Raw genomic sequence first — 13,672 nt, 5'->3', positions numbered from 1 at the left:
CGAAGCCGCCCGGCGACCGGCCGTGAACGACGACACGGGGAGGGACCCATGAGCGCCTCGGCGGCGGAGGAGTACCTGGCCCGGCAGGTCGCCGGCCGGCACCCCGAACTGCCGGAGACCACCGGCGGCACGATCCGGCTGGACCTGCGCGAGGGGGCGCGGACCGAACACTGGTATCTGACGATCGACCAGCAGGAGGTCCGGGTGGCCCGCCTGGCGGAGGAGGCCGACCTGGTGGTCCGCGCCGACCGGGAGGTGTTCGACCGGGTCGCCGCCGGCCGGCTGCACATGATTGCGGAGCTGCTGCGCAACGACTTCACCGTGCAGGGCGACCTGCGGCTGCTGCCGTCGCTGCGCCGGCTCTTCCCGGGCCCGCCCGACGCCCGGCACCCCCGCGAGGTGGGCTGCGCCCGGGTGGGGACGCGATGAAGGAACTGGTGGCCGTCCTCGCCGGCAACACCTTCGCGCTCAGCGACGCGCAGGGCGACATGGAGATCGAGCCGTACGCCCCGATCGGGCTGTTCTCGTTCGACACCCGCTTCCTGTCCCGCTGGGTGCTCACCGTCGACGGGGAACGGCTGAACGCGCTGTCCCGGGACGAGCTGGCCTACTTCGAGACCCGGTTCGTGCTGGTTCCGGGCGCCGCCAGCCACTACGTGGACGCCGACGTCTCGGTGCTCCGGCACCGGTCCATCGACGACAGCTTCAACGAGCGGCTCACCGTGTTCAACCATTCCGCCGAGCCCGCCGAGTTCACCGTGCGGATGGAGATCGGCAGCGACTTCGCCGACACCGCCGAGATCCTCCGGCCCGGGCCGCGCCGGCCGGTGGTCGTCGCCGACGCGGACCAGCGACAGCTGAGGATCTGCTACGAGCGGGACCGGTTCGGCCGGGAGACCGTCGTCTCCAGCACCGCGCCCGTGGAGGTCGACCAGCGGGGCATGACCTTCCGGATCCGCGTCGCCCCGAACGGCGCCTGGCACACCGACCTGCACATCGGCATGATCATTCACGGCGCCGGGGGGCGGGACCTGCGGTCCAGCCTCGAGGCCCACCGCCGGCACATCCGCCAGGACATGCGCGAGGACCTGGCCCGCTGGTTCGACCACGCGCCGCAGCTCGTCGCCGAGCGGGAGGCGCTGACGACGGCGTACGAACAGGCGCTGACCGACCTGGCCTCGTTGCGGTACCAGCCGCTGTCGTACACCGATCGGGTGCCGGTGGGTGGGCTGCCCTGGGCCATGGCGGTCTACGGCCGGGACGCCCTCGTCACCTGCCTGGAGACGCTGCCGTTCACCCCGGAGCTCACCCCGGCGACGTTGCGCCTGCTCGCCCTGCTCCAGGGCGGGCAGCTCGACGACCACCACGACGAGGAGCCCGGGAAGATCCTGGCCGAGCTGCGGTACGGCGAGTCGGCCGCCTTCGACGAGCAGCCCACCGGGGCGTACTACGGCGCGGCCGACACCACGCCGCTGTTCGTGATCCTGCTCGACGAGTACGAGCGCTGGTCCGGCGACGCCGACCTGGTCCGGCAACTGCGTCACCCGGCCCGGATGGCGCTGGACTGGCTCGACGAGTACGGCGACGCGTGCGGCGACGGCTACGTCCGCTACCAGCCGCGCAACACGGTCAACGGGGTGGCCAACCAGACCTGGCGCAACTCGCCGGAGGCCATCGTCGACCGGGACGCCGTCCCGCCGCCGTACCCGCGGGCGACCTGCGAGCTGCAGGGGTACGCCTACGACGCGAAGATCCGCGGCGCCCGGCTGGCCCGGGAGTTCTGGGGCGACCCCGGTTACGCCGACCGGCTGGAGGCCGAGGCCGCACGGCTGCGCGAGCGGTTCAACCGGGACTTCTGGCTGCCGCACCGGGGCTACTACGCGCTGGCCCTGACCCCGGACGGGGAGCCGGTCGACGCGCTCACCTCCAATCTCGGGCTCCTGCTCTGGAGTGGCATCGTCGAGCCGGAGCGGGCCGACGCGCTGGCCGCGCACCTGTGCGGCCCCGAACTGTTCTCCGGCTGGGGGGTGCGCACCTACGCCACGGGGCAGCGGCCGTACAACCCGGTCGGGGCGCACCTCGGCGCGGTCTGGCCGTCGGACAACGCGCTCGTCGCGGCGGGCCTGCGCCGCTACGGGTACGACGCCGAGGCGGCCCAGGTCGCGGCCGGCATGTTCGCCGCGGTGGAGACGCTCGGCGGCTCGGTTCCGGAGGTGATCGCCGGCTACCCGCGCGAGGTCACCAAGTACCCGGTCCAGCTGCCGGTGGCCGGCCGGCCGCAGTCGTGGGCCTCCGGCGGCCTGCTGATGCTGCTCGGCACCATGCTGGGGCTGCGCCCGTGCGGGGAGAACCTGCTGGTGAATCCGTACGTCCCCGACGGCTACGGCCGGATCGAGCTGCTGGACGTGCCGGGGCGCTGGGGGCGGGCCGACGCCTACGGCCGCGACCGCACCACCGCACGGCGGGTCCGGGTCGGCGGCGCGATCGGCCAGCGGCTCGGCGCCGGGTGACCGGCGACCGCTCCGTCGCCGCCGGTCAGCGGGGCCCGGCCGCGCTCTCCTCCGGTGCGACGGCCGGCGCCGGGGCCGGCTCGGCCGGCACGCCGCGGACCCGCCCGGCCAGCCCCCGGTCGACGCCCACGAAGAGGAGGCCGAGCAGCCAGAACGCGACGGCGAAGAAGAGCGCGCTGAGCCCCACGCCGCCGTAGCCGAGCTGGGCGACGTCGAGGAACGGGTACGGGTAGCGGTGCACGACCAGGCCCCGCACCAGGGCGAAACCGAGGTACCCGACCGGGAATGCCAGCCACCACGCGGCGTACCGGGGGCGCAGCCGGCCACGCCGGTCGAACAGCGCCCAGTCGGCGACGGCCAGCAGCGGCACCACGGTGTGCAGGAACTGGTTGCCCCACCACTCGCCCGGCCCGCGGTGCGGCTGGACCATCGCGAACGGGCTGGCCGGGTTTGCCAGCACCAGGTGGTAGACGGTGCCGGTGATGGCGATGTAGAGGGTCACGGCGCCCTTGAGCACGCTCGGCGGCTCCGGGCGGCCCTGCCAGGCCCGCCAGGCGGCGTAGCCCGCGAAGACGCCGACCGCCACGTTGCTCTGGATGGTGAAGTACGGCAGCAGGCCGGTCACCGTGGCCGGGCCGAGCGCGGTGAGCATAATGCCGGCCACCACGCCGACCACGACGGCCAGGCGGAAGGGGATCGCCAGTCGGCGACGCCGCGGAGTCACCGGCGCACGCTACCAGCCCGTCCGGTGGCGATCGCCGGACGAGCGCCCGCCGGCGGGGCGAGGGGTCAGCGCCGGGAGGGGCGGACCGACGCGGGCGTCCGCGCCGGCGGCTTGCCCGGCCGGGTGGTCGGCGCGAGACCGGCCGTCGGGGCGCTGGAGGTGGGCTCGGGCCGACCGGTGAGGCGGGTGGTCGGTCCGGTGCCGGGGGGTTGCGTCGGGTCGGCGCTCGGCGTGGGCGGTGTCGGGCTGCCAGCGCTCGCCTCGTCCTTGCCGTGCAGCAGCCCGTCGCAGTAACCGGGGACCCGGTCCGGTCCGCCGGCGGCCGCGACCAGGGCGGCGAAGGGCGGCGCCTCCAGGGCGCGCCCCCGGTCCGCGCCGTTCTTCGCCCGGTAGGCGGTGCAGAGCCCCGCCAGCGCGGACGGACTGGCCGACCGGTCGGTCGGACCGGGGGGCGGTGTCGGGGTGGGGACAGGTGTGCTCGGGCGGCTCGGGTCGACGGTCGGCGTGGCCGGCCCGCCGGTGCCGGCGCCGGGGGACGGCGTCAGGCCGGCGCCGCCACCGCCGCGGGTCGGGCCGGGCAGGTTGCCGGTGACGGCGGCCAGGGCCACACCGCCGGTCGCGGTCGCGAGCAGGGCGGCCAGGGCGAGCTTGGCGCCGAGCAGCCCGGCGTGGAGCCGTCGCGGGGGACGGGACGCCGCCACGGGGACCGCGCCGCCGGCCCGCGCCACGCGGAACGCCTGGACGGCCGCCCCCTCGCCGGTGAGTTCGTGCGGGCGGGGAGCGGCGCGGACGGCGGCGAGGAACCGGACGAGCACCCGCGGACCGTCCGGTGCCTCGGCGACGGTGCCGACGAGCAGACGCTCGGCGGTCTCCTGGTCCATGCGGTGTCCGTTCATCTCGTGTCCCTCAGCGCCGCCACCGGTCATGGCGTCACACCGGAACCCGCCGCCCGCACCGGAAGGGCGGGTGATGTCGGTCACCGCGCGCCGGTCAACCCATGGTCTTCGCCCCGTCGATCGACTCCCGGATGATGTCGGCGTGGCCGGCGTGCTGCGCGGTCTCGGCGATGAGGTGCAGCAGCACCCGGCGCACCGACCAGCTTGCGCCCGGCTCGAACCAGGGCGCGGTGGGCAGCGGGTGCGCGGCGTCGAGGTCGAGCGTGGCGAGCAGGTCGTCGGTCTCGGCGGCCACCCGGTCGAACTCGGCGAGCAGCCCGGCGAGCGTCTCGCCCTCGGTCATCCGGAACTGGCCGGTCCAGTCGACCGGCTCGCTCTGCATCGCCTCGGCGCCGCCCACCGCGAACCGCATCCACCGGTGCTCGCAGAGGGTCACGTGCTTGACCAGGCCGCCGAGGCAGAGCTCGCTGGCCGTGCTGCGCCTGGCGGCCTGCTCGTCGTCGAGACCCGCCACGGTCTGCCGGAGGAGGCCGCGGTGTCGCTGGAGAGTGGTGCGCAGATCGGCCCGCTCGCCGGTGAGGACCTGGTCGGAGACGCTCATGCCGCCCGCCTTTCGCTTGAGGACGGGGGACACCGTACGACCCGGCACCGACACTTTCCGGCTCCACACCGGACGTCCCGAGTTGCCGTTTCGTCCGGATCGCGGTGCACTGAATTACATGGGTGTCATCAAGGTGGGCACGTCCTCCTGGGCCGACCAGATGCTGGTCCGCTCCGGCTGGTATCCCCGTGCGGTCAACACCCCGGCCGGCCGGCTCGGCTGGTACGCCGAACGGTTCGGTCTGGTCGAGGCGGACACGTCGTACTACGCGATCCCGGCGCCGGAGACCACCGCGGGCTGGGCGGCCGCCACCCCGCCGGGCTTCACCTTCGACGTCAAGGCGTTCCGCCTCTTCACCGGCCACCACACCCCGGTCGACGCGCTGCCCCGGGACCTGCGCCCGGCCGGTGGCCCGAGCCGGATCCGCTGGCGGGACCTGCCCGCCGGGGCGTACGACGCGCTCTGGGACCGGTTCCACGCGGCGCTGGCGCCGCTCGCGGCGGCCGACCGGCTCGGCGCCGTGCTGCTGCAGTTCCCACCCTGGCTGGCCCGCGGCGACGCGGCCCGGCAGCGGATCCTGTCGGCGGCACGGCGATGCCGGCCCCGGCCGGTGACCGTCGAGCTGCGACACTCCTCCTGGTTCACCGAGGACGCCGTGGTCGACACCGTGACCTTCCTGCGGGAGCACGGCCTGGGCTACGTCTGCGTGGACATGCCCCAGGGGCACGTCTCCTCGGTGCCGCCGATCCTCGTGGCCACCGCCGACCTGGCCGTGGTCCGGTTCCACGGGCACAGCACGGCCTGGGAGAGCGGCGACAAGCAGGAGAAGTTCCGCTACGCCTACGGCGACGAGGAACTGCGGCGCTGGTCCGTGCTGCTGCGCGACCTCGCCGACCAGTGCGCCGAGCTGCACGTCCTGCTCAACAACTGCTGCGGCGACCAGGCCCAGCGCGACGCCGCCCGGCTGGCCGGGCTGCTCGGAGTCGCGCCCGCCGCCACCCCCGCCTGAGGTTTCCGCCGGCACGCCCCGGGTACCGGCGCTGCGAGGACCGACAGCGAGGGGGACGCGTGGACGAGCGACGGGACGAGCCCGGCGGCCTGGCCCGGGACGGCCGGGATCCCCGGGCGACCCGGGAGGCCGAGGAGGCGCACGGCGGCAGCATGGCCCCCGGCCTGGTGGACGACACCGGGCACCCGGTGGCCGAGCCGCCCGTGCCGGAGAACGAGCCGTCGGCGCTGGGCCGGCCGGGGGAAGAGGACGGCACCGGTTCCTGACCGGATGGTCGACGCCCGGGGCGACCGCCCCGGGCGTCGGTCATCCGCGGATCACCTGCCGGCCATGGCCATCGGTCGCTTGGTCGCGCCCATCCCGGCCATCTTGCCGATCGCCATCGGGGCGCTCGCCAGTCCGCCGGCCCGATTGAGCAGGCCCCGGAACACCTGTCCGGGCTTCTGCTGCTCACCCATGTACGCCGAGACCACCACCAGCGCGCCGGTCATCGCAGGGATGGCCCACTGGAGCAGCTTCATCTGCCGCTGGGAGGAGGCGACGTTCGCGGGCGTCTGGTAGTTCGGCTCGGTGGCCCCCTCGACGGGCGGCCCGCCCGCCTTCTGCAGCCGCATGCCGAGCAGCCGGCTGTAACCGGTCACCGCCAGCGCGCCCACGGTCAGCGCGGTCTTCACGGTGCTCATCTTGGCCACTCCGGACTGGCTGGCCACCCGTGGGCTCTCGGTCACCAGCTCGCCGACCGCGCCAGCCAGGTGCGCGCCGATCGCGGCCGCGTTGACCGGGGTCCAGCGCGCCCAGCCGGCCGAGGCGACCGGCAGCCGTTGGGTTGAATCGTCGATCTTCGCCGCCGCGCCGTTGACGCCGAGCGCCCCCATCAGTGAGCCGCCGAACCAGGCCGCCAGACCCAGGTCGTGCATCGAGCGCAACGCGGTGTGCCGTTCGGACATCTGATCCCCCTCCGCCGTGTTCGGGCGGTGCGGCTTACCCACCTTTCGCGCGGCTACGCACCCGTTTTCCGGGCACGGCGGCCCGGCCGGGTCAGCGGGGCAGCGCGGTGGCGAACGCGGCGATCCGGGCGGCCAGCGGGGCGGCGGCGCGCACCCAGGTGAAGTGGTCCAGCGGGGCGCCCGCCTCGGCGACGGTGTAGCGGTGCCGCGTCACCGGGGCGGCGGTGAGCTTGCCGCAGAGGTGGTCCATCGTCTCGTGCGGCGTGTACTGGTCGTCGTCGACGCTGACCGCGAGCACCGGGGTGCGGACCCGCCGGACGGCCGCCTCGGCGTCGACCCCGTCCAGCACCGGGAAGCGCCCGGTCCGCGCGGTGTACGCCCAGTCCCGGATCACCCCGCGCGCCTGCCGGCCGCCGAACCCCCAGCCGGGCCAGACGCCGAGCAGCCGGGCGACCGCCGCGATGCCCTGGGTGTACGGGAGCACACCCCAGCCGCGCAGCCCCGGGTACCCGCGCCACCACGGGACGCCCACCGCCACCAGGGCCAGCCCGTCCACCCGGTCGGCGTCGTGCAGCGCCTGGTGCAGCACCGCGACCTGCCCGCCGAGCGAGTGCCCGAGCAGCAGCCGGGTCCGGCCGTCCAGCCGGGGCTTGAGCGCGTCGAGCACCGCGCCGACGTCGGTGGCCAGCTCGGCATAGCCGTACCGGCAGGTTCGGGCGGGGGCCGGGGTGCTCTCGCCGGTGCCGCGCAGGTCGGCCACGACGACGGCCAGGCCGGCGTCGCGCAGCGCGGCGGCGAACGGCCGGTAGTAGCGGGCGCGGACACCCATGGCGGGCCAGATCACCACGACGGGCGCGCCGGGCGGCCCGTCCGGCTCCGGGTAGACCTGGACGCCGATCCGCGCCCCGTCGACGTCCACGAACTCCTGCGTGTACTCCCCGCTCACCGGCTCAGCCTACGGCCGGAGGCTACCGGCGGGTAGCAAGGGGTCGGCGGGCCGCCTGCGCCGGTATCCGCCGCCCGGCCACCGGCCCCGACCGGGCGGCCGCGGTCACCCGGTCCACGGCGGCCAGCACCGCCGGCACGTCCAGCCCGGCCAGCGCCGGGTGCACGGCCCGGCCGTCACCGGCCGGGCACGGCCCGGCCCAGAGCGCCTCGTGCCACGGCCGGTCCGGCGGCGGCCCCCACTCCGCCGGCGGCACCGGACCGAACAGCAGCACCGACGGGGTGGCGTAGGCGGTGGCCAGGTGACCGACCCCGGTGTCCCCGCACAGCACCAGGCGGGCGTGGGCGACCAGGGCGGCCAGCTCACCGACATCCGTTGCGCCGGCCAGCACCGCGTCGGCCGGCAACCCGGCCCGGCGGGCCACGCCGGCGGCGAGGTCCCGCTCGCCGGGACCGCCGGTGACCACCACCCGGTGGCCCCGTCCGGCCAGCTCCCGGGCCACCGCCGCGAAGCGTTCCGGCGGCCAGCGCCGCTGCCTCGCCTTGGCCCCCGGGTGCACGATCGTCACGCCGGTCGGCAGCCCGCCCGGCCCGGGGCGGCACAGCGCCAGGTCCGTGCGGTCGGCGGGGATGCCGTACCAGCCCAGCAGCCGGCACCACCGGTCCACCTCGTGCTCCTCGGCCCGCCACGGCGGACCGTCGTGCCACCCCGCCTCGGCGTTGGCGAAGGCCAGCAGCCGCCGCGGCCGGACCCCGGCCAGCATCCGGTGCGACTGCGGCCCCCGCCCGTGCAGGTTCACCGCCACGGCCGGCGGCGGGCCGGACCACCCGAGGTGGCCCAGCCCGTCCGCCACGACCTGCCGGTCCACGCCACCGACCAGCTCGACCAGCGGGGTCAGCCAGCGGGGCGCGACCAGCGCCAGCTCGGTGCCGGGGTACGCCGCACGCAACGCGCGAAGCGCCGGCACCCCGGTCGCGAGGTCGCCGACGCCGAGCGCCCGGAGCACGAGGATCACGGGTACGACGACTCCTGCTCGGCGCAGACCACCAGCTCGCGTACGGCGCAGCCGGGCGGCTGGGCCAGCGCGAACAGGACCGCCTCGGCGGTGTCGGCCGGGTCGTTGAGGATCGCGTCCGGCCCGGGCTTGTACCGCTCGTCCCGCTCGTCGAAGAACGCCGTCCGCATCCCACCCGGGATCAGCAGCGTGACGCCCACCGTGCCGGCCAGCTCGGCGGCGAGCGCCCGGGTGAAGCCGACCACCCCGAACTTCGCCGCGCAGTACGCGGTCGCGTCGCTGACCGCCTTGACGCCCAGCGTGGACGCCACGGTCACCACCGTGCCGTGCGCCCGCTCCAGGTGCGGCAGCGCGGCCCGGATCACCGCGGCGGTGCCGAGCAGGTTGATCGTCACGATCCGGTCCCAGGTCGCGCCGTCGACGTCGGCCAGCCGGCCCGGCACGTCCATGCCGGCGGCGGTCACCACGCCGTCGAGGTCCCCGGCCTGCTCGGCGATCCGCCGGGTGGCCGCCTCGGCGGCCCGGGTGTCGGCCAGGTCGCACTCGACCCAGGGCACCCCGTCGGCCGGCGCCTGCCGGTCCAGCACGTACGGCCGGCCGCCGGCCTTGGCCACGGCCGCCACCACCGCCGCGCCGAGGCCGCTCGACCCGCCGGTCACGAGGACGGCCCGTCCATTCAGGTCCCTGCTCATACCACTCCTTTGACGAGGTGGAGACCGCGCTGGCGCGCGGCCGAGATGGTGCCGGTGGTGGACCGCCCGGTCAGGAAGGGCACGGTGACGACCCGCCCGCCCCAGCGGCGTACCAGCTCCGCCTCGGGCAGCTCGGGCGCGCCGTCACCGGCGTAGTCGCCGCCCTTGACCCACACGTCCGGGCGCAGCCGGGCGAGCACCTGGTGCGGGGTGGGCTCGTCGAAGACCACCACCGCGTCGACACAGTCCAGGGCGGCCAGCAGCCGGGCCCGGTCGGGTTCCGGGTTGACCGGGCGCTCGGGCCCCTTGAGCCCCCGCACGCTCCGGTCGGAATTGAGGCAGACCACGAGGCAGTCGCCGAGGCGGCGGGCCGCCTGGAGGGTGGCCAGGTGACCGGCGTGCAGGATGTCGAAGCAGCCGCCGGTGGCGACCACCGTGCCGCCCTCGGCGCGTACCGTCGCGACGAGTTCCTCGGCGGTGCCGCCGGTGGCCCGGGGCTGCTCCGGCGCCCGGTGCAGGCCGGCCGCCCCGCCGGCCGCCACGTACGCGGACGCGGCCCCGACCGCCGCCTGCACCGCCTCGGCGACCGACGCGCCGTCGGCCAGCGCCAGCGCGGCGGTGGCGGCGAACCGGTCCCCGGCGCCGCAGGTGTCCTCGACGTGCGCCACCGTGGACGGCGGAGGCACGACGAGCGGCGCGGTGCCGGAGTGGCAGAGCACCGCCCCGTCCGGCCCCGCGGTCACCGCGACCGCGCCGACCCGCCACCGGCGGCGCAGCTCCTGCCCGGCCCGGGTGGCCGTGGAGAGCACCGAACCCGCCCCGGCGTCGCCGGTGAGCTGCCGCAGCTCGGCCAGGTTCGGGGTGGCCAGCCGGGCCCCGGGCACCGCGGCGGGGCCGCGCGGGTGCGGGTCCCAGACCACCGGGGCGGCGGCGGCCGCCAGCGCGGCGCGCAGCGCCGGCTGCCGGACCAGCCCGCGACCGTAGTCACTCACCAGGATGGCCCGGGCCCGGGACAGCAGCTCCAGCACCGCCTCCGGCGGCTCGCCCGGCGGCTGGGGGTCACCTCCCCGGTCCAACCGCAGGAGGGTCTGCCCGCCGGCCCGGAGCCGGATCTTCTCGGCGGTGGCGCCGGGCAGCCGGATCGGGTAGAGCTCGACGCCCGCCTCGGTCACCAGGTGCGCCAGCCGGGCTCCGCCGGCGTCGTCGGCCAGCCCGGTCACCAGCGCGACCTCGGTCTCCTGCGCGGCGGCGAGCAGCGCGGCCAGCCCCGCCCCGCCCGGTCGCTCCGCGGCGAACCGTTCGTCGAGCACCGGCACCGGCGCGTCCGGGGCGACCCGGCCGACCACGCCGGTGACGTCCCGGTCCAACAGCGCGTCACCGACCACGACCAGCGGGCGGGTCACGACCCCACCGACCCCGTGCCGGCGAAGCCGTGCCCGTGGGCGGAGTGTCCGTTGTGGCCGTTCCCGCCGTCCCGGCCGCCTCCGGTGGCGACGGGTGGCGGTGCCCAGCGGGCGAAGGTGCCCGCCCGCGGCGCGGGGACGGACGCGCTCGGCAGCTGCCGGATCAGCGGCAGCGCCTGGTCGACGTACTCGCAGAGGACGTGGGTGGACACCAGGTGCAGCTCCTGCACCACCTGGCTGTCCGGGGACGGCACGGCGAGCACGTCGTGGCACTCGTCGGCGAGGGGGTTGGGGGTGGGGCCGGTGAAGGCCCAGCAGCGGAGGCCGGTGTGGTGTGCGGCGCGGGCGGCGGTGAGGAGGTTGGTGCTGGTGCCGCTGGTGGACAGGAGCAGGAGGATGTCGTCGGGTCGGCCGTGGGCGCGGACCTGGCGGGCGAAGATCTCGTCGTAGCCGTAGTCGTTGCCGATGGCGGTGAGGGCGGAGGTTTCGGCGTGCAGGGCGATGGCGGACAGGGGTTCGCGGTCGTCGCGGAGTTTGCCGACGAGTTCGGCGGTGAGGTGTTGGGCCTCGGCGGCGCTGCCGCCGTTGCCGGCCACCAGCAGCCGTCCGCCCCGGGCCAGTGTCCAGGCCAGCTCGGTGCCCCAGCCCGCCAGCCGCTCGGCCTCCCGCCGGTACGGCAGCAGCGCCGCGGCCAGCCCGGAGAGGTGGGCGTCGAGGGTGTCGTGGCGGGTCATCAGGCCACCGCCGGCGCCGGCCGGGACACCGTCGTCAGCGCGGCGTAGACGGCGCCGAGCTGTTCGGCGCAGCGCTTCCAGGAGTACCGGCTGCGGATCCGGTCCAGCGCGGCCGTGGCGTACGCGAACCGGCGGACCCGGTCGGTGAGGAGCCGGCGCAACGCGGTGCCGAGCGCGCGGGGGTCGCGCGGCGGCACGAGGTCGCCGGTGAGCCCGTCCACGACGCTGTCCGCGATGCCGCCCACGTTGGTGCCGATCACCGGCACGCCGCAGGCCATCCCCTCCAGGGGGGTGAGCCCGAACGGCTCGTACCAGGGGGCCGCGACCAGGACGTCCGCCGAGCGGTACCAGGTCGGCATCTCCTCGCGCGGCACCGCGCCGACCAGCTTCACCCGGTCGGCCACACCGCACGACTCGGCCAGCGCGGACAGCCGCCGGGCGAACGCGTCGGCGGGGAGCAGGTCGGCCGGCGGGCCGCCGACCACCACGCACTCGGCGTCCGGCACCGCGGGCAGCGCCCGCACCACGTCCAGGAAACCCTTCCGCTCCACCATCCGGCCGACGGTGAGGATGCGGGGGCGGGCGGGGTCGCGGGGGGCGACCGGGCCGTCCGGGCGGAACACGGCCTGGTTGACGCCGGACGGGACCAGTGCCATCCGGGAGCGGGGCACGCCCATCCGCACCAGCTCGGCGACCTCGTCCTCGCACTGCACGACGACCCGGTCCACGGCCCGGCCGAGTGCCCGCTCGTAGCCGATCCGCCCTGGTGGACTGGTGTCCCGCGCGCCCTGGTGCCGACGCTTGACCGTGCCGAGCGCGTGGTACGTGAGCACCGTCGGCACCCCGGTCCGCCGGCCGGCGTGCACGGTGGCCAGGCCGCTCATCCAGAAGTGCGCGTGCGCCACGTCCGGGAGCCAGCCGCCGCGCCGCCACGAGTCCGCGAGCCAGCTGCCGAACTCGCCCATGTACGGCAGCAGCTCGTCCTTCGGCACGCGCTGCGCCGGGCCGGCCGGCACGTGGCACACCTGGTAGCCGTCCGGGGTGGACACGACCTCGGGCAGGGCGGCCGAGTCCCGACGGGTGTAGACGCGGACGTCGTGCCCCTCGCCGACGAGCGCGGCCGCGAGTTCGGCCACGTGGGTGTTCTGACCGCCGGCGTCCTCCTCGCCCAGGGCGGCGAGGGGGCTGGCGTGCTCCGAAATCATCGCGATGCGCATGTCTCCTCCTCCATGATCCGGTCCCAGTCGGCGAGGAACCGGTCGAGCCCGAAGCGTTCCTTCGTCACCTCGCGTGCCCGCGCCCCCAGCCGGTACGCGGCGTCGCGGTCCTCGGCCAGCCAGCGGGCCGCCTCGACGAGCGTGTCGACGCGGGTGGAGAGCACCCCCGCGTCGGGTGGCACGGCGTCCACGGCCTCGGTGGTGGCCAGCGCGACCACCGGCATGCCGATGGTCATGGCCTCGACGAGGCTCAGCCCGAGCGACGTCCAGCGGCACAGGTGCAGGTACGCCCGCCGCTTCGCCACCTCGGCGTGCATCCGGTCCTGCGGCAGGTCGTCGTGGATGGCCAGTCGGTCCGCCGGCAGCCCGAGCCGGTCGGGCAGCCCGGCCACCCCCATGCCGAAGACGTCCAGCGGGGCGACCGCGGTGAAGCGCGGCATCAGGTCGGTGCCGGTGACCCGCCAGCGGCGGACCGGCTCGTTGGTGACCACGGCGAGGCGGTCCAGCTCGCCGGTCCACTCGACGGCCGGCGGCACGATGCCGTGCTCGACGACCGCCGTGCGGGTGCCGCCGGTGTCCCAGAACAGCTCGTTGAAGTGGGTCACGTGGGTGAGCAGCAGGTCGTCCCGGTCGGCCATCGGGTGGCGGGTGTTCGGCACGTCGCCCTTCGGGGTGTTGTGCTCCACGTAGACGGCCGGCACGTCCCGGCCGGGCCAGCGGCCCAGCCACCGTTCGGCCAGCTCCAGCTCCTCGGGCCGTTGCAGGATCACCAGGTCGACCTCGGCCCGCCCCAGCTCCTCCGGGGTCACCTCGACGGCGCTGTCCGGCCAGGGGTAGGTCCGCGCCCGGCCCAGCCCGTACGGGCCGCGGTCGGGCGTGACCGGTACCAGGTACCGGTGTCTCCCGTGCACGAACGACGTCGTCCAGGAGCCGTGCACGTGCCACAGCAGAACCTTCATCTCTCTCCTCGTCGGCGAC

At 76.0% G+C, this 13,672-nt stretch carries 15 protein-coding genes; 4 read left to right on the top strand and 11 right to left on the bottom strand.

Features of this window, described 5'->3' with window-relative positions; all coding sequences use genetic code 11:
- The first annotated feature begins 48 nt into the window (after window positions 1–48).
- Both F8274_RS03420 and F8274_RS03415 read left to right on the top strand, forming a co-directional pair.
- Window positions 49–429, top strand: a complete 381-nt coding sequence (locus tag F8274_RS03420; RefSeq protein ID WP_151460794.1) for an SCP2 sterol-binding domain-containing protein — start codon at window positions 49–51, stop codon at window positions 427–429.
- On the top strand, window positions 426–2,510 hold the full coding sequence (locus F8274_RS03415) for a glycogen debranching N-terminal domain-containing protein (protein ID WP_151460793.1): 2,085 nt from the start codon (window positions 426–428) through the stop codon (window positions 2,508–2,510). Before F8274_RS03420 ends, F8274_RS03415 begins: the two co-directional genes overlap by 4 nt.
- 25 nt (window positions 2,511–2,535) lie before the next feature.
- Here the strand turns inward: F8274_RS03415 and F8274_RS03410 are convergent, their stop codons facing one another.
- From F8274_RS03410 to F8274_RS03400, 3 genes are all read right to left on the bottom strand, one after another.
- Window positions 2,536–3,234: a Pr6Pr family membrane protein gene (locus F8274_RS03410; protein ID WP_192579687.1), complete on the bottom strand. Its 699-nt coding sequence runs from the start codon at window positions 3,232–3,234 to the stop codon at window positions 2,536–2,538.
- 65 nt (window positions 3,235–3,299) lie between these two features.
- Complete coding sequence (locus F8274_RS03405) at window positions 3,300–4,130, bottom strand: hypothetical protein (protein WP_151460792.1); 831 nt, start codon at window positions 4,128–4,130, stop codon at window positions 3,300–3,302.
- Between the two features lie 94 nt (window positions 4,131–4,224).
- Window positions 4,225–4,731, bottom strand: coding sequence for a DinB family protein (locus F8274_RS03400; protein ID WP_151460791.1), 507 nt, complete (start codon window positions 4,729–4,731; stop codon window positions 4,225–4,227).
- Between the two features lie 118 nt (window positions 4,732–4,849).
- Here F8274_RS03400 and F8274_RS03395 point away from each other — a divergent pair, with 118 nt between their 5' ends.
- Both F8274_RS03395 and F8274_RS03390 read left to right on the top strand, forming a co-directional pair.
- The gene (locus F8274_RS03395) at window positions 4,850–5,740 is read left to right on the top strand and encodes a DUF72 domain-containing protein (RefSeq protein ID WP_151460790.1); all 891 of its coding nucleotides are present in this window, start codon (window positions 4,850–4,852) and stop codon (window positions 5,738–5,740) included.
- Window positions 5,741–5,799: 59 nt separating this feature from the next.
- Complete coding sequence (locus tag F8274_RS03390; RefSeq protein WP_225853582.1) at window positions 5,800–6,006, top strand: GTPase activator; 207 nt, start codon at window positions 5,800–5,802, stop codon at window positions 6,004–6,006.
- Window positions 6,007–6,057: 51 nt separating this feature from the next.
- On the opposite strand, the gene F8274_RS03385 is transcribed toward F8274_RS03390, so the two are convergent.
- The 8 genes from F8274_RS03385 to F8274_RS03350 all read right to left on the bottom strand — a co-directional run bounded on the left by F8274_RS03385 (window position 6,058) and on the right by F8274_RS03350 (window position 13,653).
- A complete protein-coding gene (locus F8274_RS03385; protein WP_151460789.1) occupies window positions 6,058–6,687 on the bottom strand; it encodes a hypothetical protein in 630 nt (209 codons plus the stop codon).
- A gap of 91 nt (window positions 6,688–6,778) precedes the next feature.
- The gene (locus F8274_RS03380) at window positions 6,779–7,633 is read right to left on the bottom strand and encodes an alpha/beta fold hydrolase (RefSeq protein WP_151460788.1); all 855 of its coding nucleotides are present in this window, start codon (window positions 7,631–7,633) and stop codon (window positions 6,779–6,781) included.
- Window positions 7,634–7,655: 22 nt separating this feature from the next.
- A complete protein-coding gene (locus tag F8274_RS03375) occupies window positions 7,656–8,648 on the bottom strand; it encodes a glycosyltransferase family 9 protein (RefSeq protein ID WP_151460787.1) in 993 nt (330 codons plus the stop codon).
- Window positions 8,645–9,340: an SDR family oxidoreductase gene (locus F8274_RS03370; RefSeq protein ID WP_151460786.1), complete on the bottom strand. Its 696-nt coding sequence runs from the start codon at window positions 9,338–9,340 to the stop codon at window positions 8,645–8,647. The genes F8274_RS03375 and F8274_RS03370 overlap by 4 nt, the downstream gene beginning before the upstream one ends.
- A complete protein-coding gene (locus F8274_RS03365; protein WP_151460785.1) occupies window positions 9,337–10,743 on the bottom strand; it encodes a PfkB family carbohydrate kinase in 1,407 nt (468 codons plus the stop codon). Before F8274_RS03365 ends, F8274_RS03370 begins: the two co-directional genes overlap by 4 nt.
- Window positions 10,740–11,477 (bottom strand): SIS domain-containing protein, encoded by a 738-nt coding sequence (locus tag F8274_RS03360; RefSeq protein ID WP_151460784.1) that lies wholly within the window; start codon window positions 11,475–11,477, stop codon window positions 10,740–10,742. Before F8274_RS03360 ends, F8274_RS03365 begins: the two co-directional genes overlap by 4 nt.
- Window positions 11,477–12,694, bottom strand: a complete 1,218-nt coding sequence (locus F8274_RS03355) for a glycosyltransferase (protein ID WP_151460783.1) — start codon at window positions 12,692–12,694, stop codon at window positions 11,477–11,479. Before F8274_RS03355 ends, F8274_RS03360 begins: the two co-directional genes overlap by 1 nt.
- Window positions 12,679–13,653 (bottom strand): glycosyltransferase, encoded by a 975-nt coding sequence (locus F8274_RS03350; RefSeq protein ID WP_151460782.1) that lies wholly within the window; start codon window positions 13,651–13,653, stop codon window positions 12,679–12,681. Before F8274_RS03350 ends, F8274_RS03355 begins: the two co-directional genes overlap by 16 nt.
- Between the last annotated feature and the right edge of the window lie 19 nt (window positions 13,654–13,672).

It is taken from the genome of Micromonospora sp. AMSO31t (assembly GCF_008868175.1).
In the GTDB taxonomy this organism is placed as follows: Bacteria; Actinomycetota; Actinomycetes; order Mycobacteriales; family Micromonosporaceae; genus Micromonospora.
This window is presented reverse-complemented; position numbering and strand designations above follow the sequence as displayed.